The sequence below is a fragment of the Neorickettsia helminthoeca str. Oregon genome, from assembly GCF_000632985.1.
Classification (GTDB): Bacteria; Pseudomonadota; Alphaproteobacteria; order Rickettsiales; family Anaplasmataceae; genus Neorickettsia; species Neorickettsia helminthoeca.
Map to the genome: position 1 here is coordinate 304,668 of NZ_CP007481.1, position 20,750 is coordinate 325,417.

Genomic DNA, 20,750 nt, shown 5'->3' on the forward strand with positions numbered 1-20,750 from the left:
GTTATATGCTAGAATCCGTGCCTGAGCTAGCCAACTTTTCAGAACCTTTAAATATCTACCATTTAAATATCTACCATGCTGTCTGACAGGAATGAACTGCTTCTTCGTATTGAAGTGCTAGAGCGAGAAAATCGTGAGCTGCGAAAGAGAGCGAACCTGAAAGCAATTTGTCTGCCATTTCTTTTCTCTGCTGTTGCGGCAGCTGTAAGTTTCTTTGTGAAGGTGGGAATTCCAGTTATATCAAGGCAGTGGTTCTCTGAAGGAAAGGAGTTTGCTGTTAGGATTACTATGTATGTGATGGCTCTTTGCATAGTCCTCCCGATTCTTGCTTGTGTTATAACCAACAGTGTAAACAATATTGCCGTCAGAAAGGCCATAGAACTCGATGAACCCGCGGTTCCAGAGGAGAATAGAGAGGGAAATGCTGTTCAGAGATGGTGGGCAAGATTTAGTGATACTCAGAATCTGGTGGTCAATTTGTGTTACTATTCAATTGCCTTGCTTGTAGCTGGATTCCTGTGTTTTGTCCAATACATAGCAGTCAAAGGAATAGCTGAGCTATTTAAGTCATTAGAGAAGAGTAGAATTGAAACAACCATTGTAGTGTCGATTGTGGTTGGTATTTGTACTGCTTTTCTTGGTGTACTATTTTCATCTTCACTACAAATGTTGCTTTATCATAAGAATCCGAAGTTATTTCCCAGTGAGTGCCGCGTGTATAAGTCTACTGGTAATGGTGACGGTATGAATGGCTCTGAGGAACCGAAGTCGTCTTCTACTGAGTGCCTTGTGCAGCCAATGCAGTCCTCTTTCTCTAAGTGTGTTGCGCTGTAGGTGGCGCTGTATAGTTATTTTAATGCTATGTATTTTCTTGGATGGTGTATAAAATAAGATATGGGCCAAGGATACACCTAATGTCATTGAAATCCAACATAACCAATAAAGGGAGTTCCGTTTTTATCAGGCCTTCCACTGTCTATCTAGGTCGGTACCTTATTCGGGAAACAGAGTATCACTTCTGGAGCTATACAATCAATATGACAAACTGCTCCTCTGAGGATGTAAAAATAATCGAATGCTGGGCTGAAGTGATTGATTCAAGAGGAATGGTGACGAAAGTTCGATCCGTCGATGGTGTATGGAACAAAATAATCAAGAAAAATGAAGCACTGGAATATGTGACTGGAGTATATCTCAAAAGTGTTTCTGGTGTCTTGCGATCCTGGTATGAGGTGGAGTTTCTTCAGAGCGATTTCGTGTTGCGCATCAATGGAGAATTGTGCTCTGTCGATGCGTCATTTGGAGATATTCTTCAATAGGAGTTGCATATAAGGCTTCTTGTACCTAATATTTAGGTGTAGCCCGTGGGTTTCCTATGTTTAAGAAGCTTGTATACAAATTTTTTCCTCCGTCTGCAGAAGGTGATGCTTCCATGTTGGACATACTCGGTGGTAAGGGCGCTAATCTTGCACAGATGTGTAATATGGGATTGCCTGTCCCACCTGGTTTCACGATTTCTTCCCGGGCCTGTGATTTGTATTATAAGGATAGGGAACACTTCAGGAGCTTGCTGGATGTGGAAGTGCAAAAGGCTTTCCATTCATTGGAGAGTGCTACAGGGAAAGTGTTCGGCTCTCCCACGAATCCTCTTCTCGTATCAGTCCGCTCCGGCAGCAGGTTCTCTATGCCCGGAATGCTTGACACAGTTCTGAATGTCGGACTCAATAACGAGATAGTTGCTGCTCTGGATAGTAAGTTCATTCTTGATAGCTATAGGCGTCTAATACAGATGTATGGAAATGTTGTCCTCAAAGTGGATTCGTATCATTTCGAGGAAGCACTATATGACTATAAGCACGCTAGATTGCTATTAAATGACAGCGATTTAAGTAAAGAACATCTACGGCAGATTATTGAGCTCTTCCAAGACATAATAGAAAAACATTCGCATGAAGGAATGCCGCAGGACGTCTATGCGCAGGTTATGAATTGTATAGAAGCAGTTTTTCAGTCCTGGAGTAATGAGCGTGCCAAGACGTATAGAATGATTCACAACATACCTGAAGAGATCGGAACAGCAGTGAACGTCCAAAGTATGGTTTTTGGAAATTTTAATGAGCACTCTGCTTCTGGTGTCTTGTTTACACGTAATCCGTCGAATGGACGAAAGGAGATTTTCGGAGAATATATCAAGAATGCCCAAGGGGAAGATGTAGTTTCTGGAGTAAGGACTCCAATGCCTATAGAGGAAATGCAATCCGATAATCCGTCTCTGTATAAGCAACTCTCGGACGTTTGTGATGTCCTTGAGAAGCATTATAAAGACGTCCAAGATATAGAATTTACCATTGAGGATGACGTTCTTTATGTACTCCAAACTAGAAGTGCTAAACGTTCCGCAGAAGCAGCTATAAAAATAGCCGTCGATATGGTAGGGGAGGGGCAAATCAGTAAACAGGAAGCAGTACTCAGGATAGATGCGAAATCTCTTGAAGGTTTACTTCATCCAAGAATAGATGATGAAGTAAATCATCAAATAATAGGAAGAGGTCTACCTGCCTCACCTGGCGCAGCATCCGGTAAGATAATCTTCTGCACAGAGGAAGCTGTGAAGTGTGCTCATAGCGGGGAAAAAGTAATCCTGGTGAAAAGTGAAACTAGTCCAGAAGATATCGCGGGAATGCATGCTGCAGTCGCGATTGTCACAACAAGAGGCGGTATGACTTCTCATGCGGCAGTAGTTGCAAGGGGTATGGGGAAACCTTGTATCTGTGCGCTTTCCGGTGGTAGCGTCGATCAATATTCTGGAATACTAAAAATCTCCCCAGATATCGTCCTGAACAAAGGTGATAGAGTTACGGTCGATGGAGCAAGCGGCAACCTTATTCTAGGTAGTGTAGCTACTTCTGAGTTTAATTTCTCGGAGGAGTTCGAGATCTTTATGAGTTGGGTTGATGAGTTCAAGAAGATTGGCGTCAGAGTAAATGCAGAGACAGAAGAGGACATAGAGGTAGCACTTAAGTTTGCCGCAGATGGAATAGGTCTCTGTAGAACGGAGCATATGTTTTTCTCTGAAGATAGAATAAATATTGTCCGCGAGATGATCATCGCAGAGGAATCACAGCAAAGAAGTGAAGCACTGAAGAAGTTACTTCCAATACAACAGGAGGACTTCGTTGCTATATTCCGTGGGATGCAAAGTAAGTGCGTGACAATAAGATTATTGGATCCACCGTTACACGAATTCCTTCCTTCAGATGAGGCGAGTCTAGAAAGTTTCAAGAAGCATTCTGTGTTAGCAGAAAGTTTTATTCAGAGGAGAATCAAGTCCCTCAAAGAAGAGAATCCAATGCTTGGACACAGAGGTTGTAGATTGGGTATATCCCATCCGGAAATATATGAAATGCAACTTCATGCTATCTTCGGTGCAGCGCAGGAAGTGAAAAATATTGCACCAGAGATAATGATCCCATTTGTAATGAATGCTGAGGAGCTGCTTTTGATTAAGCGACTTGTTGAGTCAGTGGCTGCTAATTACTCAGTTGAATACTCTTTTGGAAATATGATTGAACTACCTTCAGCTGCTATCCTCGCTAACAGAATTGCTGAGCACTCAGACTTTTTCAGCTTTGGGACGAATGATCTAACCCAGACAACCTTGGGTATTTCGCGAGATGACTGTGGTATGTTCTTAAATATCTACAAGGAAAAGGGGCTTCTGAAGGATGATCCTTTTGTTACTATTCAAACAGAAAACGTCGGTGTCTTAATAAGAGATGCGATCAACAAAGGAAGAGCAACTAAGAAAAATATCAAGATAGGTATTTGTGGGGAGCATGGCGGTGATCCCGATTCAGTTGAGTTTTTTGCCTCTCTGGGGGTGGACTATGTTTCTTGTTCGCCATACCGTGTTCCTATAGCGAAAGTTGCTGCCGCCCAATATGAGTTGAAGCACCGTGTTTCTGAGGCTGATCTTTGATTAGACTAGCATTCCTATAGTGAGGTCGGGTCCTACATACAATATACCTCCTCTTAAAGCAAAGAAATTCTTTCTTCTTGTTCACAGTCGTCAAGATGACGTCAATCTAATTGTTTGGATACGCTACCTCCCGCCGAAGTACTCAGACTTATGGATATAGTCTTGAGATTTTCCATGTTTCATCTGGTTGTAGCGTATACAAGAATCTCTTATTTAGTCTGTATTTGTCAGCAATAAAAAACTCCATAGAGTCTGGTTTTAAGCGGAATCCTTCCCAGTGCTCAGGACGCTCTATCTCATTTGTTGAATCTTCTAATTCCTGAATTTCTTTTAGAAAGAGATCTTCATCCTTTAGCTCTTGAGATTGCTTAGATAAGGCAGTTATAGCCTTACTCCTACGTGGACGTAAATTAAAATAGGCATCCGCCTTTTCTTTTTCCGCTAAGTAAACATCCCCGCGTACTGTGACCTGTTTGCTGTCCCAGTAAAAAACCATAGCCGCTTTTGGATTCTCTCTCAGATTTTTTCCCTTATTGCTGTTCACGTTCGTGTAGAAGGTGAATCCATCGTCGTTGACATCTTTTATCAGCACAGTCCTGGCAGAAGGTATTCCGGCTTTCGTGCACGTTGAGAGTATTGCGGCTGTCTTATCGGGTACATTGATGCTGTTCTGCCATAAAATGAATTGTGTAACAGGATTCGAATGCATTGTCTGGAATTCCTATCTTGCATACAGTTTAGATTCTGATTATCTTGAATGCAAATATTACTAAGTTGAGGTTTTTATGGACATAGCTGAGTACAAGAGTGTCATCGAAGATGCTTGGGAGAGTAGTAATTATTCCGATAAATCTCTTTTAAAAAGCATAGAAGCCGTAATACAGCTTATAGAAATGGGTAAGTTGAGAGTAGCGGAAAAGCAAGGTTCCTCATGGGAAACAAATCAGTGGGTGAAGCAAGCCATACTGATATACATGCGGATCTCCGAGAATAAGCTGATCACATACGGGCAGCCTGAGAGCAGCTGGTTTGATAAGATCGATCAACGATTTATGCTCTGGCAAGAAGAAGATTTCAGCAAGGCTAAAATAAGAGCTGTCCCTGGTAGCTTTGTAAGAAAGTCAGCGTATATAGGTACCGATGTTGTGATTATGCCATCTTTCATTAATGTTGGTGCTTATGTTGGTGCTAAGACGATGATAGATACGTGGGCGAGCATCGGCAGCTGTGCTCAGATTGGTAAGAATTGCCATATCGCAGGAGGTGTTGGTATAGGAGGTGTCCTGGAGCCACTGGCAAGTAATCCCGTCATTATCGAAGACAATTGCTTCATAGGTGCTAGGTCCGAAATAGTAGATGGTGTCCTGATAGGTGAAGGGTCCGTGTTAGCTATGGGATGTTATATAGGTCCTTCTACTCGTATTGTTGATAGGGCTACCAACAAAGTCACTTACGGATCGATACCCCCCTATTCCGTTGTGGTTCCTGGGAGCATTCAGCTTAAAGATGGTATTTCGATCTCTTGTGTCATCATAGTTAAGCAGGTCGATGAAAAAACTAGAGCTAAAGTCCAGATAAATCAGCTACTGCGCTTCCAGAGTACAGCTCCAGGGGAATCGCTTTCTTGAAGTATCAACGATCACGAGACTTTCCTGGCTAAGCAATAGAACATTCTCTTTTGCTGCACTCACTCGGAGTGTTTGTGATACAACTTTATACCAAGTTTAGTCTTTGTTTACATTACCTGCTCTATCCTATAGATCCTACTCAGGAATTTTTCTTTTCCATGACAAGCAGCATAGACAACATTGATGAATCCAAAGTTATTTCTTTTGTTCGAACTCCGGCACTACTTCTGCATTTTAGTGAATATGTCCTTGCGAAACCTAATATCGTGGAGAAGTTTGTGATTGAGCAGAATGATGAAAATGTTGACATTATATTCCTGTTGCTCTTGATTAAGGCATTTGTCGAATTCAAGAAAGGTTGTTCTTGTCTTGTCGCCGAAATCATGCTTGGGTGTGCGCAATTCGATGATAAAACAGTAAAAGAGCAATCATTCTTTACAGGGAAGGAAGGTTATATATCAGAGCATCTACTAGGAAACATCGCTAAAGAATTCTTCCTGAATAGCAATTCAGCTGCAGAGAATCGGGGGTACAGCAATTTTGTAGATTTCTTCGAAGATGCTTGCAAGGAAACATCAAAATTTTTAGCTATTTTCGAAACAAAGAGGGTCGTTGTGACAGTTTTCCTTGGAGTGCTCATAGCATTATCAAAGCGTCAGAGTCCCGAAGTAATTATAGAAAAGCGCGATACATCTGAAGCAGTTAAAAAATTGCATGAGTTTTATGATGCCATAGCGGAGGAACTTTCGTTTGAGGAGTTTTATTTTTTCTACAGATATTGCATTTTGAGGGGTCTCTCACCGATTGCCTTACCTGTGAAAATCAAGAAGATCGCCAAAAGTGTTCCATTGATAGGCTCCTTGCTTGCATGCGTTAAGCGAGCTGTTTTATGGTTTCGTAGGTTTACTTAACTCTAGTGTAAGGACTGGCAATTTTTAATACTTAGGCTACCGTGCAGTGGCATAGAAGAGTCGAGTAAGTATCTCGCTTTTGAGTGAGCTGTTGTTTGTCTGATTATTAGCTGGAATGTGACAGTATAGAGGGGCTGCTTTGGGATGGGAGTGTCGTTTTACCTATTGATCGCGCTCTGTGGTGCAACAGTAGAAAAAAAATCTTCTATCTTAGATAACATTCTCTCAGACGAGCTTTCTCCACATATTTCGCATCTGAACTCAGCGGAGTTTTTATATGTCGCGCTGTACCAGAGAACATGTTTTCTTGCGATCCTTACACCTGTTTCTTCACCGTAATGGTTGACCATTGCCCTTATGTGTCGTGTGATTATCTTGACTTTTTCTTGAATATTGGGTTCCGCTAATCTTTCCCCAGTTTTTAAGAAATGTAGTATGTTTCTTATGATCCAAGGCTTTCCATATGCTCCACGTCCTATCATGATGCCATCTGCGCCAGATTCGGAAAACGCTTTCTCGACGTCGTCATAAGTTTTTATATCGCCGTTTGCTATCACTGGAATCTTTACTGCATTTTTTACTTCCCCAATGAAATTCCAATCTGATTTTCCTTTATACATTTGAGCACGAGTCCTTCCATGAATGGTAATCATCTTTATTCCAAGATTTTCTGCGATTTTCGCCAGTCTTGTAGCATTCTTATGATTTTCATCCCATCCGGTGCGCATTTTTAGAGTCACTGGTATTTTGACTGCATTTACTGTAGCTTCGAGAATTTTTGCCGCATGGAGTTCATCTTTCATCAGATAGGAGCCTGCATAGCCGTTCACGACTTTTTTCACTGGGCATCCGAAATTAATGTCAATGATTCTAGCTCCCATTTCTTCATTCATTTTGGCAGCCTCTGCCATTACATCGGGTTCGAAGCCGGCTAACTGGATTGCAGTGATATCCTCATTTTCTGAGATAGCAATTTTCTTAATAGTATCCCTGGTTTGAAGGATCATTGCTCGGCTTGCAACCATTTCGGAGACGACCAAGCCGGCACCGAAGGTTTTCACAAGACTACGATAAGGCATATCCGTTACCCCTGACATTGGTGCAAGGATCACATTATCAATCACCGTTTTGCCGTCTAGATGGATCTTCATCGAGAGCTTTCAGAACGCTATAATCCGTGAGATCGGAGCCTATGGGGGTCACAGTAACGTAACCACTGCTCAGAAACTGGCAGGACTGAGGCGATCCAGTAGTTTCAATCGTAATATATTCTTCATTGTCTATTGAGTGCGTGGATATTGCAATAGCAGATGCATCTGTGGCTTTTTTCTCTTCAGTGTTGTACTGCTTTACATGTTTTATTCCAATGATCCTCTTTGAAGGCAAATTGATATTCAGAACACAGTTCTTGAAAGTTTGTCTATTTTCGAGCACTCCGAGAATATAATCTTTGAGATGGGAACTATGTACGTTCCACCGGATTCCTACTCCGGATTCATAGAATTGGCTCAGAGCAAACGATGGTACTCCAAAGAACATTCCTTGCATTGCTGCTGCGACTGTGCCTGAGTACATAGTATCTATTCCCAGATTAGCACCAATGTTCACTCCTGAAAACACGACTTCCGGTGTACCATTCCCGGTACATCGTGGATCATAAAATGCAGTAATAACACAGTCTACAGGTGTACCATCAACTGCGAATGTATTATTTTCTATTTCTTCGATTTTTAATCTCTTGTGTATGCTAAGTGCATGCCCTGAAGCTGTTTTATCTGTTTTCGGTGCAACTACGACAATATCACGGAAACCCATACTTAGAATTAATTCTCTGAGTAATCTCAATCCTTCCGACGTTACCCCATCATCGTTTGTCAAAAGTACGCGCATCTTTCTCTCTACACCTGTGCCAATTATGCGATCTTAATTTGGAGACTATATTTGATTAGAATGGTGACAATACAACTACTCGTTCTATTCTACCTGAATTCGCAGCACAGTAGAAGCGCAGATAATGAGACTTAAAACTTCCATACTGCAGGTCGATAAATGTATATACGTCTATTCAGGTGAGCTTACATCATATTCGTGTATGTGTGGTACATGGATATTACCTTATTTAGGTGAGTCTTCAGCTATTCAAAGGTTCAATAATGTCCTGCGGCTTGGTTAGTCCATTAAGCCTAATATACTGAATTTGGCACAATATCTTCGGAGAAAGAGTGAATCTGGTTTTATTCATTATGATGGATTTCCTAGATTGCTTGGAATACAATTCAGAGTATTAACAAGTGCGTTCTTTCTATGACTCTCAATAGCTATCCGATCGTTGAACATGAATACGATGTTGTTGTAGTTGGTGCGGGTGGTTCAGGGTTAAGAGCGACTTTAGGTATTGCTAGCCAGGGCTTGAAGGTCGCATGTATATCCAAGGTATTTCCTACGAGGAGTCACACGGTTGCTGCTCAGGGTGGAATAAGTGCAGCTCTGGGTAATGTCAGCGAGGATGATTGGAGATGGCACGCATATGATACGGTGAAAGGTTCAGATTGGTTGGGAGATCAGGATGCAATCGAGTACATGTGTAAGAACGCGGCTGAGGCCATAATAGAGTTGGAAAATTTCGGTGTACCATTCTCCAGGACTGCTGAGGGAAAAATTTATCAGCGTCCTTTCGGAGGTATGACTACTCACTATGGAAATGGAAGTGCCATACGTACTTGTGCAGCAGAAGATAAGACTGGTCACGCTATACTACATACGCTTTATCAGCAGTCTATAAAGCATAAAACCACGTTCTTTGTGGAGTATATAGTCCTGGACTTATTGATGGATGGTCAGGTATGTAAAGGTGTAATAGCTTGGGATCTAAAAGATGGATCCTTGCATAGATTCAGAGCGCATATAGTTGTCATCGCTACCGGCGGTTATGGTAGGGTGTACTTCTCAGCTACTGGCGCACACACATGTACTGGAGATGGAAACGCATTTGTTCTACGTGCAGGATTACCTCTCCAAGACATGGAATTTGTTCAGTTTCATCCTACTGGCATCTATGGTGCTGGATGCCTTATCAGCGAGGCAGTCCGAGGTGAAGGGGGTTACTTAGTCAACTCAGAGGGGGAGCGCTTCATGCCTAGATATGCTCCTACTGCTAAGGATCTTGCATCTAGGGATGTCGTCAGTCGCTCCATAACTATGGAGATCCGGGCTGGTAGAGGGGTAGGCCCGAAGAAAGATCATATCTTCCTTCAGGTTTCCCATTTAGATAGGGACATCATAGAAAAAAGGCTTCCGGGTATAAGTGAAACCGCTCGTATATTTGCAAACGTGGATGTCACTAAAGAACCTATCCCTGTACAACCAACCGTGCATTATAATATGGGTGGAATTCCGACAAATCGTCATGCTGAGGTACTTACAGTAGATGGGGATGATAAAGAAAAAGTCGTACCTGGTCTGATGGCAATAGGTGAAGCGGCATGTATTTCTGTGCATGGTGCGAACAGACTCGGTTCTAATTCCCTATTGGATCTTGTGGTCTTTGGTAGAGCTGCCGCAATGAGAGCTAAGGAAGTCATAAAACAAGGTGAAAAGCATTCCACGATTAGCGAAGAGATCACTGATAGGATACTTGCACGCTTTGATAAGTTCCGCCATGCAGATGGTGCTTTCTCGACTGCGATATTGAGGAAAAAAATGCAGTCCATCATGCAGGAGCATGCTTCAGTATTCAGAGTGCAAAGTGTTCTAGATGAGGGTTGCAGAAAAATGCGGGAAGTCCTTAAGGAATTGAAAGAAGTGAAAGTTACAGATCGCTCACTAATCTGGAACACTGATCTTGTAGAGACGCTCGAGTTGGATAATATGGTTGGACAGGCAATTGCGACTATAGAGTCTGCTTCTAATAGGAAAGAAAGTAGAGGCAGTCATGCCAGGGAGGATTATCCTGAAAGAAACGATAATGATTGGTTGAAGCATACGTTATTTTGGCTTAATCCGGGTAGCGGTAAGACAAAATTTGATTATAGACCTGTGCATCTCCAACCTATGACAAATGAAATAGAATCTTTTCCACCTAAGAAGAGAGTCTATTAAGATATTCTCCGGCCTGCGAAGAAGTCTCCACTTTCCTGGAAGGAAGCTGGAATCTCCTTTCTTCTTATGAATTTCATGTGACAGCCATAACTGCACGATTTCTTGTGGGTCACAGATTCTTCTACGAGTTGCTCCGTTCCTAGCTTGTTCTGGGTTTTATAGTGTTTCGCTTGCGAGGACAATCTTTAACAAATTGTTTTTTTCTACGTTCAGCTCTCTTTCTATTGCTAGTACCTCGCTTATTTGAAGCCACCTGTAGTGCCAGAATATCTTAGATTTCTCCAGATTTTTTAGTAGTACTTTTTCTGTCTGAAAAATCTCTTTATCCAGGAGTCCGTGGTGATACTTTATTATCCTGCTGAATGAAAAACAAATGAGCCTTTTTAAAACATCGTCTGGGAGTTTTCTCTGGAACAGAGTCTGATCTCGTGCTGATTCTAGCAATTCCCTATAGTGGCTGATCAGGATAGAGTCCTCATGTGACTCATCAATATACGGAAAGTGTAAATTAAAGCAGCGTGACCGGATTGTGCTGATCACTTGATGTGCATGTTTCGTGATGATTATGATTGTCGCAAGTTGATTTGTCTCTTCTAAGATTTTTAACATCGCATTTGCTGCACTGAGTGTCATACTCTCAAAATGACTGATAATGATCACCTTCTGCGTACATGAACTAGTTGTCAATCTGAGAAACTCAGTGATTTTTCTTGCATGTTCGATCTTCAGAATTTTTTCCTTGAGTATCAGTAGGTCGCCGATTGCATTCTCTGATTTGAGTATCCATTTTGCATAGTTGTTTGCAATTTCGAAGATATTGTCCACGTGGATACCTGTGAAAAGCCAAGCATGTGATTTCTTATATCCTGCAAGTAGGATTTTCTTCTGAGCTTTGTACATACTGATTCTCGTTTGATTAATTCTAATCATTCTACAGGGTATGCGATAGGAGTCTCTCATTTTCGTGGTCTCATGCCGGATATCTGACTAGATCGAACCCACATGAATATGTGAATCAGGTTTATTATGCCTGTCCGATCTAAAATGACATCCTCTCTGATAGTAGTTTATTAAAAATTGCTGGGATAGAATTCTCAGGAAGATTGAAAAAGAGTTTATGGTTAAAGCACTTCTTATAAAGAAAACCGGTGGTCCAGAGGTTTTGAAGCCTACGGAAATTAAGTTCAGGGCGCCAAATAAGAACGAGGCTTTAGTTAAGCACACTGTAATTGGTGTGAACTATATAGACATCGAGCAAAGAAGTGGTTTTTATAATTTACGTGAAAATGCTAGTAGACTGAGATTACCTGCAATTGTTGGGTGTCAGGCGGTTGGTGTTGTCAAGGCTCTAGGTGAAGGTGCGAGTGCCGATGTCAAACCAGGTGATAGAGTCTGTTACACTAGTATACCTTATGGGGCTTATTCCGATGAGAGGGTCATACATCTAAAGTACCTACATAAGATCCCTGACTATCTTTCGGATGTCGATGTGGCGGCGTGCTTACATACTGGAATGTTATCTTTTTATCTCACATGTAGAGCTTACCTCGTAAGAGATGGCATTACAGTGATGGTCCATGCCGTGGATACGGATGTCGGGGATATGTTATGTCAGTGGATCAAGGCTAGGGCTCCTGAGTGCAAGATCGTGGGTACAGTGAGCTCACGAAGAAAGATTGAGAGTATTAAAAATATCAGATGCGATATGCTGCTCAACTACTCGGATGATTTGGAAGTTCTAAGAGAAAAGGTCCAGAAGTTTACTCGTGGATACGGCGTCAGCGCTGTCTATGACTGCATTGGTAAGGATACTTATTTATTTTCTCTTAATTCTCTATGTACTTTTGGTATATATGTTCTGTATGAACAAAGGTCGGGTGAAATTCCACCAATGTCCTGGAAAGCTTTCAGAGCTAGATCTTTGTTTTTCACTCATCCTTCATTGTTCCACTATTCTCGGAATCATATGGAATCTGTGCTGGCTGTTGCAGAGGTGTTTCACTATATGAAAACTGGAAAGATTGTTCCAAACATCGCGAACAGGTACAAAGGCTTGGAGCAGATACATGTAGCACATAAGGAGATCGAAGCTGGTAATGTCAGTGGTGCGACAGTAGTCTTGCTTTGATGTCAAAGCATGGTTGTTGGCACTACTCGCGGAGGTCTCTTTAATGAATTTCTCATCTGCGCGGAAGTGATTAGAAATCTGCGCCCATTGTGTTATAAGTATTATAGAAGTGGTCGGCTTGGGACCGGATCACGTTCATCGAATGTATGAGAAGTGCTGTGATATATATGCCGAGCGCTAGTGTTGTGCAGTCTGGCCGTGGCAAACGTAAGTGGGTTCTTAAATTCGTTTCTCGTAGGGGTAAATACCAGGAAGCCTTGATGGGATGGGTTGGTAGCTTCGAAACAAATTCTCAGGTGTCGCTGGAGTTTAGTACACTTGAGTCGGCGGAGTCCTATGCGAAAAGGAATGGTATCCCTTATAATGTTATCTATCCTCAGGAGTCGCATATGAGGTTCAAGTCTTATGCAGATAATTTCAAATAGCAGTGTTTTGTGATTTTATAATTTCTGGTGCCGGACTTTCAGGGGTGCTAGCAGCTCAGTTACTGAAAAAGCTCGGATTTTCCTACTATATTTTTGATAAAAGCAATGGTTCCCGCGTTGATTACAGAACCAGTGCCATAAGTTATGAATCAGCAAGATTTTTCGAGACATTGGGATTATGGGATGCTATTGCTCCTTCTGCCGTACCAATATTGGATATATACACTTTTCAGGAGAAAAGTGCCTCTTTTCTTCATTTTGAAAGTGGTGATGCGGATATAGATTCGCCAATGAGTTATGTAGTACCTAATCTGGTTCTGCAGGATGTCCTATATAGGGGAATCGAAATAAATTACGCGCAAGCCTATGAAAAGATAGACTATTCCCATGACAGAGTGCGTGTGAATTTTCAGGATGATACTATAGTCGAGGGTAGGTATATGCTAGTCGCAGAAGGAAGGAATTCCAATACTGCGGGTTTGCTTGGATTCAAAATGATTTCCGCTGGTTATAGGCAGGCCTGTGTCGTCTGTAATCTCAGAAGTACTGGCAGGGAACATTATAATATTGCCGTTGAGCTGTTCCTAGAGGGTGGACCGTTCGCGCTCTTGCCACTAAGTAAGAAAACGGATTTTTCTTTGATCTGGACAGTTAAGTTCCCTTTTGCTGAGACGCTTAAAAACATGGATGAGCAGCAGTTCTTGGGGGAAGTACAAAAAATTTCCGGTATTGAATTCAAAAAAGTTTTAACGCCTCGAATTTCTTATCCGCTTTTACTGAGTTTCTGCATAAGTCCTCGTAAGGGTCCAGTGATTCTTATAGGGGATTCGTTTCACGCTATACACCCAGTCGCAGGACAGGGTTTTAATTTGGCGGTATACGATCTAAGAGATCTGTACAATGTGCTGAATAAATATGGTTTGGATGCATTCGATGGTCTGATTGACACCTACATTAGTAAGAGGAGAAAAAGTGTTCTTTCGATGGTTGCCTTTACTGATTTTCTCGTTAGGTCGTTTTCCGGAAAATCCGTACTTATGCGCTGTGCTAGAGGTTTAGTACTGGACTTCATTGAATCAAATATGAAATTGAAGCGCTTCTTCGTGACTCGTGCTGCTGGTAAAGATCTATAATTGCCTTGGCTGGACTAGTTATTCTTGTATATGACATCTCTCAGGATAGGGACGCGCTCCTCACCTCTAGCTTTAGCGCAGACGGAGATAGTGAGAAAAGCGCTAAGCCCGTACTGCAAAAAAATCGAAGTGATTCAAGTGAAAACTTCTGGTGATGCTACTGATATTCCCCTGACAGAGATAGGTGGGAAAGCCCTATTTCTAAAAGAATTGGAGGGTTCTTTACTCAAAGATGAGATAGATATTGCAGTCCACTCGATGAAAGATGTTCCTGCTTTCTACCATCCAGATCTGCAAGTCGTGCCGGTCTTGAAGCGTGCTTCCCATAATGATGTATTTATTTCCTTTTACTATTCGAATATGGCTTCCATGCCGGATGGAGCGAGAATAGGGAGTTGCTCTCCTAGGAGGGTGATTCAGCTTGATAGGAGATTCCAGAGCACTCCGCTTAGAGGGAGTATTGGCACGAGAATAGAAAAAGCTAAGAATCTCGATGGTATTATTCTTGCTCTTTGCGGTATAGAGCGCCTTGGTATCACGGATTTTGTTTCCGAGGTGCTACATGAGGACCTCATGATCCCTGCTGTAGGACAGGGAACACTCGCTGTCGAATTAAAGCGGAATAATCACTGGGTAGCTGAGTTGATCTCAAAGATTTTCGATGAGGAGACAACTACTTGCGCTATAGCTGAAAGGGCTTTCCTCGAGGAAATTAATGGAGACTGCAAGACTGCACTTGGTGGTCTTGCAACGATGCGAGGAGACATTTTACATTTCAAAGGGATGCTGGGAAAGGGTAATCAACCGTTTTTCGTTGAGAAGTCTGGTCCAGCCAGAGATGCGGCTCGGATTGGTAGATGCGCAGCGTCAGAATTGTTGACGAAGCGAGCTCGTGAGTCCTAGGTATGTGGAGAGTCGTCTGCAACTTACGGCAAAACTGCGAAAAGCAACATTCTCAGACAGAAATGCTTGTGTGTAATCATAACTTTCTCTTAAGCAGAGCTGGAGAAATCCCGGCAATGCATTCTCGTTGGAGGAATAGTTTATATGTTTTCCACGTATAAGGGTAACTTTTCCTCAAGCAGAGTTGGAGAAATCCCGAATTCTGGCAATGCATTTTTGTTGGAGACGCTACTATACTTTAGCATTCTCACCTGTTCGCACGTCACTATTGGAGCAGTTCTACCATAAAGCAGTTTGTTCATCGGCTTGAATAGTGAAAACCCAATTATCCTTGCCATGCAGAATATCAACCAGTATGGTACATGGAGGCATAACATCTTCATTTTCAGATTCTCACGAATTATTGAGCATATTTGTCCCAATGTATACTCTTTCGGTCCGGTGACTGTATAAACCTTATTTCTCAGATTGTCATCCTGAACTACTCTACATACAAATCTTGACAGATCGGCTACATATACCGGTTGAAAGACCGCTTTCCCGCCCAATGGTAACGGTATGATACGTAATCGTTTGCCCAGCTTTATAAATGAATTAATGAAATTATCTTCTTCACCGAAAACAACACTCGGCCTTATTATGATGCTATCAGGGAAAGCTGCCCTTACAGCGTTTTCTCCTTCGATTTTACTTTTTCCATAACGTGTAGTTCCAGCGCAGCCAACCAGTGCAGAGAAGTGGATGAATCTTTTTACACCGCACTCCGCCGAAATCTTCGCCAAAGCTCCGCACGCCAAATTATTGATCTCATCCATCGAGGAAGACGAATTTCCACCTAAAATAGCGACTAGATTTATCACAATCTCAGATCCCATAATGCTGGTGCGTATATCATCAGGATTTCTTATATCACCTCTGCGAACCGAGATTTGCCCTAGATTTCCTGATAACTTTAGTTCTTTCTCCTTGATCATCGAGCGCGAGACAACAGTGATCTGATAGTTCGCTTTAGCAAGTTCTCTTACTACATAAGGCCCTATGAAGCCGCTTCCACCGAATATAGTTATTTTTTTCATGGTGTAAAAAATAAAAATACCCGAGCAACCGTTTCCAGCTTCTTAAACTTGAGACCTGTTCGTATAGGTGGAAACGGCAGCCGCTCAAATCACGATGGACGTGAGTGTTTTAGTCTCCTTCAAGTTTTTCGTAGCTCAAAGTTTCGAGGCTTTTCACGCGTAGCCCAGGCATAGGATAGTCTTTCACAGTCTAAAACAGAAAGCAAGGTATCTGACTTGGTAGCACGTTTCCAGTATTTCTTTTTATGGATATTGTAGTGGTTCAATTAAGGTAAAACGTCTACTGCTACTCGAATTGAGTGGATCGGTGATCGAAATTGCCTCGTACGAGAAGAATACCTTTTGTCGTGAGTTTACTACTTGAGTTATTGTATCTCTATTCTGTTAGGCTAATGCGTGTTTACTTTCGGTAATTTTCCGTAGCGAATCAGAGGATTCAAGTTATGAGTCGTACAAGATGGAGACCTCATCCGCTATTAATCTGGATATTTTCCTCTCTATTTCTAGCTCAATGATTGCCTTTAGAAGAGTGCTTTCATTGAGATAAAGTCTGTGCATCAGTTCATACATGGAGACAGGAGTTAGTTCTAGTTGTTCTAGGATTTGAGCTTTGGTGTTTTTTATTTGTTCGGCATCATCTTCAAAGCTGCTGAAATGTGTGAATCCTTCTTCAGCATCCAAAAGAGTTAGATAATCAGTTGTCCTGCTTGTGTTGCGCAAGGTATTCAATACATCATATACATCTTCGATTAGTGTAGCACCCTGTTTGATCAGTCTATTGCCACCTGCAAATCTTTCATCCAATGGTGATCCAGAGGCGACAAAGATGGGTCTCCCTTGTGCTAAGGCGTATTGTGCCGTGAGAAGAAGTGAACCAGGGCTCTCAGATGCTTCGATTACTACTATGCATTCTACCAGTCCTGAGATGATGCGATTTCTCCTAGTAAAATGTATAGATTATCCGCGCTCTCCAAAAGGGACTTCTGTGATTACTAAGCCACCATTGTTGATGATAGAGTCTTTGACTCTCAACTGGATAATAACGATCTATGCCAGTTCCTATTGCAGCGATAGTCGGTAGACTCTTATTGATGATGCTATGAGCTGCTGCATCTATACCAGTAGCTAAACCAGAAACAATGCTGAATCCTTCATTTGCCAGATCAAAAGCGATTGAATAAGCAAAATTGCAACTATTTGTTATTGCATTCCTCGAGCCTATTATTCCTATGCTGGGTTTTCAGTAACTCCACGTTTCCTTTGGTCGCAATGATAGGTGGTGCATCCCTGATTCTTCTGAGCTTGGAACTATATTTTTCCTCACACGACACGATGATGGTGCCATCGAAATCTTCAACTGCCTCTATTTCTTTCAAAATTGCAGTTTTTGTAGGTGAATTGATTTTCTTGCTTGTACGTTTTTGCAGCGTCGAAACCTGTATCAGAGCGTTCTCTGTCGTTTTGCGCAGTTTTAGCATCGAGTAGAAAGTAATCTCGCCTACTGTCCTGGATAACTGCATCAAGGAGATCAAGTCATTTCGAGATAAATTCTTAATAATTATAAAGTATTTCTAATATACTCTGCGTGAATTGTAAATCTTGGATGTATTTCTTGGCGTTAGCACCTTCTTAATTGCTATATACTAGAATCGATGTAAAGGGAGGAGTTGTGTTCCATATGAATCAGAATTTCGTTGAGCGTCGCATCATGGGCCAGTTATGTGAATACTGGAAACAGATTCAAGGTGGGAATAAGTTTCCTAAGAAAAGTGATCTAGATGTTGACGAGATAGGCCATATAATGCCTTACTGTGTGGTTGTGGATGTTCATCAGGATGATGGGAAGATAGATTATCATGTTGGATATGTTGGTTCCAAGGTGAGGCAGTTTGCTGACAAGGGTATTTTTCATGAAACGTTCATACAATTTGTTTCACCAGATACAGAAACTTTCCAGGAGTACTTGGATGAGGTACTCGAAACTCAAGAGCCTATGACAGATTCAGGTGAAGCACTAAATGGCAATCAAGAAGAGGTCAGATTTAGACAATGCATCCTGCCACTCAGCGATGATGGGGAAAAGGTGACCTCAATGATCTGCGCGGTAAACTGCAAAATCTACTAGGTCAACGCAGATAAGAAAAAAGAACTGGATATGTGACTCCTACGGGAATCGAACCCGTGTTTCCACCGTGAAAGGGTGATGTCCTAACCGCTAGACGAAGGAGCCAGAAAGCGCTAAAGCACGGGACAAAGCTTAAGCTATACTGGCTTTGTTGTCAATATTGATAGAAATTAAACCTCTGAAGAAGCATCCTCTTCGAGATGGCGCCTCTTTATTTTTAGTGCTTTTTTTGTTGCCATGTCGAATTTAAGCCTAGATAAATGAGATATGAAAAGTTTTCCGTCGATATGATCAATCTCATGTTGTATGCACCGTCCCAGCCAACCGTTTGCCTTTAAGACAGTCTCTTTTCCATCATAACCCAGATACTTAACGGTGATTGCATCAGGACGGCTTACTTCATATTTCTGTTCCGGTACAGACAGGCATCCCTCATAAGCGAGAACATGATTTTCGGAGAACTCAATTATTTCAGGATTAGCCATGTAGTACGGGCCTCCGCAACTCGTGTAATCAGGATGGTCAAGTGGTGAATAACGCCATTCCTTTCCTTCTGAGATGTCGACAACGATGATCCTCTTCAGTACACCAACTTGAACCGCCGCTAGACCTATTCCACCGGATTCATACATTGTTTCGAGCATATCATCCATGAATTTTTTTGTTTCGTTACATACACTATCTACAGGTTCGGAGACCATCTGGAGCCTTGGATCGGGAGCTATGACTAATGTTAATAATGTCACGAGAAATTTCTCAGCGGTGAAAATACATACGCCAGTGTATTATGTAAGAACTTTTATGTAAAGATTTACCAGACCCTTAAGTGAGGGGATCACAAGCGCATATAGCTGAATTACTTCATAAAAGGGTCAGGCGGACTCATCCTCAACTTCTCATTGCAAGTAAGATGGGAAACTCCAACTACACAGAGTCGACCCACACGACGGAGCAGGACCTCCAATGCGCAAACCAGAGGAAGCGATTTGAGCACGACCCACATGATGAATCAACTTCAATAGAGCAGATACAAACCAGAGGAAATAACCACCAGCATATAGAGCCAGACCCGCTCAACATGAAAGAAGTGGTGGGTAGTAACGGGCTCGAACCGCTGACCTCCTCGGTGTAAACGAGATGCTCTACCAACTGAGCTAACCACCCAATGAAGTACATTGTATATTCGTTTTTCGCTGCATGTAAAGTCGAGTTCTATGATTAGGAAGTCCTTCGCATGGATTATTTTTGCCTTGGTAGAATCCCTATAAGTCGCTACCACCGCTCGGATAAATATAGATCCGGATTAATAGCTATTTGCCGATCAGTATCCAGGAGTGATATCATCCAGGAGTTGGATTCAGAATATCAAAATGATTACCACACCTTTTGTTCGCTTGAGAAGGATTCGTGAAAATCCTATTATGCGGGATCTAGTTGCGGATACCTTCATCTCTCCATCACAGTTTATTTTTCCAGTGTTCGTTGTGGAGGGTGAGAATCTTGAGTTATCGGTCGAAGAAATGCTCGGAGTAAATGTATACTCAATCGATATGTTGGGAAAAGTAATAGATCGCGCCTTATCCTGCGGGGTACGTAGTTTCATGCTCTTCCCGAGAGTAGATGAGTCTAAGAAAAGTGATAACGCTGAAGAAGCATACAACCCAGATAATCTAATTTGTCGCGCTGTACGCGGGCTTAGGGAACGCTTCAGTAGCGAAATAGTCATAATCACTGATGTTGCAGCTGATCCCTACACAATCAGCGGCCATGATGGATTACTACAGAATGGGAAAATCCTCAATGATGAAACATTAGAATTACTAGCGAAACAAGCGTTGGTACAGGTTGCTGCCGGTAGTGATATGATTGCACCATCAGATATGATGGATGGAAGGATCCTTGCAATCCGGAATGCCCTGGATCTTGGAAACCTTAGTAGCGTTCCCATCCTATCTTACTCAGTGAAATACGCATCCAAACTGTACAAACCGTTTAGAAGCGCCATAGGAGTAAATAAAGGCCCAATAGATAAACGAAGTTATCAAGTGGACTGCAGGAATTCTGGTGAGGCTATGCGAGAAATAGAAGTGGACATAGCTGAAGGGGCGGATATTGTAATGATAAAACCAGCAAACTTATTCCTCGATGTCATAGGGAAGGCTGTGGATCAATTTTCTGTTCCGATCTTTGCATATCAGGTGAGTGGTGAGTATCAGATGTTCAGGCAATACGGTGGAATAGAAATGTTAATAGAATCACTTATTGGAATAAAAAGAGCAGGTGTGAGCTCGATTTGTACATATGCTGCCATTGAGGTCGCGGAATACTTGAAGCCCTAGGTATC

The 20,750-nt window shown here is 42.1% G+C and carries 21 protein-coding genes, 2 tRNA genes and 1 pseudogene; 12 read left to right on the forward strand and 12 right to left on the reverse strand.

Going from position 1 to position 20,750, the window contains the following annotated elements; genetic code table 11:
- The first annotated feature begins 75 nt into the window (after positions 1–75).
- The 3 genes from NHE_RS01545 to ppdK all read left to right on the forward strand — a co-directional run bounded on the left by NHE_RS01545 (position 76) and on the right by ppdK (position 3,979).
- Positions 76–834, forward strand: coding sequence for a hypothetical protein (locus NHE_RS01545; protein WP_198014749.1), 759 nt, complete (start codon positions 76–78; stop codon positions 832–834).
- An 80-nt stretch (positions 835–914) separates the two neighbouring features.
- Positions 915–1,319 (forward strand): ApaG domain-containing protein, encoded by a 405-nt coding sequence (locus tag NHE_RS04385; RefSeq protein ID WP_269479142.1) that lies wholly within the window; start codon positions 915–917, stop codon positions 1,317–1,319.
- A gap of 56 nt (positions 1,320–1,375) precedes the next feature.
- Positions 1,376–3,979: a pyruvate, phosphate dikinase gene (ppdK, locus tag NHE_RS01555; RefSeq protein WP_038559257.1), complete on the forward strand. Its 2,604-nt coding sequence runs from the start codon at positions 1,376–1,378 to the stop codon at positions 3,977–3,979.
- Positions 3,980–4,127: 148 nt separating this feature from the next.
- On the opposite strand, the gene NHE_RS01560 is transcribed toward ppdK, so the two are convergent.
- Positions 4,128–4,688, reverse strand: coding sequence for a pyridoxine/pyridoxamine 5'-phosphate oxidase (locus tag NHE_RS01560; RefSeq protein ID WP_038559260.1), 561 nt, complete (start codon positions 4,686–4,688; stop codon positions 4,128–4,130).
- A 76-nt stretch (positions 4,689–4,764) separates the two neighbouring features.
- Here NHE_RS01560 and NHE_RS01565 point away from each other — a divergent pair, with 76 nt between their 5' ends.
- The gene (locus NHE_RS01565; protein WP_051579549.1) at positions 4,765–5,607 is read left to right on the forward strand and encodes a 2,3,4,5-tetrahydropyridine-2,6-dicarboxylate N-succinyltransferase; all 843 of its coding nucleotides are present in this window, start codon (positions 4,765–4,767) and stop codon (positions 5,605–5,607) included.
- A gap of 158 nt (positions 5,608–5,765) precedes the next feature.
- On the forward strand, positions 5,766–6,518 hold the full coding sequence (locus NHE_RS01570) for a hypothetical protein (RefSeq protein WP_198014750.1): 753 nt from the start codon (positions 5,766–5,768) through the stop codon (positions 6,516–6,518).
- A gap of 158 nt (positions 6,519–6,676) precedes the next feature.
- Here NHE_RS01570 and dusB read toward each other — a convergent pair whose 3' ends face one another.
- Both dusB and surE read right to left on the reverse strand, forming a co-directional pair.
- Positions 6,677–7,669, reverse strand: coding sequence for a tRNA dihydrouridine synthase DusB (gene dusB, locus NHE_RS01575; protein WP_038559266.1), 993 nt, complete (start codon positions 7,667–7,669; stop codon positions 6,677–6,679).
- Positions 7,635–8,396, reverse strand: coding sequence for a 5'/3'-nucleotidase SurE (gene surE, locus NHE_RS01580; protein ID WP_232215019.1), 762 nt, complete (start codon positions 8,394–8,396; stop codon positions 7,635–7,637). The genes dusB and surE overlap by 35 nt, the downstream gene beginning before the upstream one ends.
- A gap of 426 nt (positions 8,397–8,822) precedes the next feature.
- On the opposite strand from surE, the gene sdhA reads away from it, so the two are divergent.
- Entirely contained in the window at positions 8,823–10,616 is a 1,794-nt protein-coding gene (gene sdhA, locus NHE_RS01585) for a succinate dehydrogenase flavoprotein subunit (protein WP_038559270.1), read from the forward strand.
- A gap of 156 nt (positions 10,617–10,772) precedes the next feature.
- Here the strand turns inward: sdhA and NHE_RS01590 are convergent, their stop codons facing one another.
- A complete protein-coding gene (locus tag NHE_RS01590) occupies positions 10,773–11,516 on the reverse strand; it encodes a hypothetical protein (RefSeq protein ID WP_038559273.1) in 744 nt (247 codons plus the stop codon).
- 217 nt (positions 11,517–11,733) lie between these two features.
- Between NHE_RS01590 and NHE_RS01595 the strand changes: the two genes are divergently transcribed.
- The 4 genes from NHE_RS01595 (at position 11,734) to hemC (ending at position 15,205) form a co-directional block, all read left to right on the forward strand.
- Positions 11,734–12,744: a quinone oxidoreductase family protein gene (locus NHE_RS01595; protein WP_038559276.1), complete on the forward strand. Its 1,011-nt coding sequence runs from the start codon at positions 11,734–11,736 to the stop codon at positions 12,742–12,744.
- Between the two features lie 167 nt (positions 12,745–12,911).
- Positions 12,912–13,169 carry an NADH dehydrogenase ubiquinone Fe-S protein 4 gene (locus NHE_RS01600; RefSeq protein WP_232215020.1) on the forward strand — a complete coding sequence of 86 codons (258 nt, stop codon included), beginning with the start codon at positions 12,912–12,914 and terminating at the stop codon, positions 13,167–13,169.
- A 2-nt stretch (positions 13,170–13,171) separates the two neighbouring features.
- A complete protein-coding gene (locus NHE_RS01605; protein WP_232215021.1) occupies positions 13,172–14,302 on the forward strand; it encodes an FAD-dependent monooxygenase in 1,131 nt (376 codons plus the stop codon).
- Positions 14,303–14,332: 30 nt separating this feature from the next.
- Positions 14,333–15,205 (forward strand): hydroxymethylbilane synthase, encoded by an 873-nt coding sequence (gene hemC, locus NHE_RS01610; RefSeq protein ID WP_038559284.1) that lies wholly within the window; start codon positions 14,333–14,335, stop codon positions 15,203–15,205.
- 140 nt (positions 15,206–15,345) lie between these two features.
- Here hemC and NHE_RS01615 read toward each other — a convergent pair whose 3' ends face one another.
- The 5 genes and pseudogenes from NHE_RS01615 to NHE_RS04455 form a co-directional block, all read right to left on the reverse strand.
- Entirely contained in the window at positions 15,346–16,281 is a 936-nt protein-coding gene (locus NHE_RS01615; protein WP_038559285.1) for a complex I NDUFA9 subunit family protein, read from the reverse strand.
- Between the two features lie 441 nt (positions 16,282–16,722).
- Positions 16,723–17,085, reverse strand: coding sequence for a DprA-like winged helix domain-containing protein (locus tag NHE_RS04450; protein ID WP_232215022.1), 363 nt, complete (start codon positions 17,083–17,085; stop codon positions 16,723–16,725).
- Positions 17,086–17,235: pseudogene (locus tag NHE_RS04530) on the reverse strand (DNA-processing protein DprA); the annotation flags it as partial.
- Positions 17,222–17,512 carry a DNA-processing protein DprA gene (locus NHE_RS04505; protein WP_332248307.1) on the reverse strand — a complete coding sequence of 97 codons (291 nt, stop codon included), beginning with the start codon at positions 17,510–17,512 and terminating at the stop codon, positions 17,222–17,224. The gene NHE_RS04505 and the pseudogene NHE_RS04530, both read right to left, overlap by 14 nt.
- Positions 17,475–17,801 (reverse strand): hypothetical protein, encoded by a 327-nt coding sequence (locus NHE_RS04455; protein ID WP_232215023.1) that lies wholly within the window; start codon positions 17,799–17,801, stop codon positions 17,475–17,477. The genes NHE_RS04505 and NHE_RS04455 overlap by 38 nt, the downstream gene beginning before the upstream one ends.
- A gap of 158 nt (positions 17,802–17,959) precedes the next feature.
- On the opposite strand from NHE_RS04455, the gene NHE_RS01625 reads away from it, so the two are divergent.
- Entirely contained in the window at positions 17,960–18,406 is a 447-nt protein-coding gene (locus tag NHE_RS01625; RefSeq protein WP_038560465.1) for a PAS domain-containing protein, read from the forward strand.
- 33 nt (positions 18,407–18,439) lie between these two features.
- Here the strand turns inward: NHE_RS01625 and NHE_RS01630 are convergent.
- The 3 genes from NHE_RS01630 to NHE_RS01640 all read right to left on the reverse strand — a co-directional run bounded on the left by NHE_RS01630 (position 18,440) and on the right by NHE_RS01640 (position 19,570).
- Positions 18,440–18,511, reverse strand: a tRNA-Glu gene (locus NHE_RS01630).
- Positions 18,512–18,576: 65 nt separating this feature from the next.
- A complete protein-coding gene (def, locus tag NHE_RS01635; protein WP_038559288.1) occupies positions 18,577–19,152 on the reverse strand; it encodes a peptide deformylase in 576 nt (191 codons plus the stop codon).
- 342 nt (positions 19,153–19,494) lie between these two features.
- Positions 19,495–19,570 (reverse strand) — tRNA-Val (locus NHE_RS01640).
- Between the two features lie 206 nt (positions 19,571–19,776).
- Here NHE_RS01640 and hemB point away from each other — a divergent pair.
- Positions 19,777–20,745 carry a porphobilinogen synthase gene (gene hemB / locus NHE_RS01645; protein ID WP_038559291.1) on the forward strand — a complete coding sequence of 323 codons (969 nt, stop codon included), beginning with the start codon at positions 19,777–19,779 and terminating at the stop codon, positions 20,743–20,745.
- The last annotated feature ends 5 nt before the right edge of the window (positions 20,746–20,750 follow it).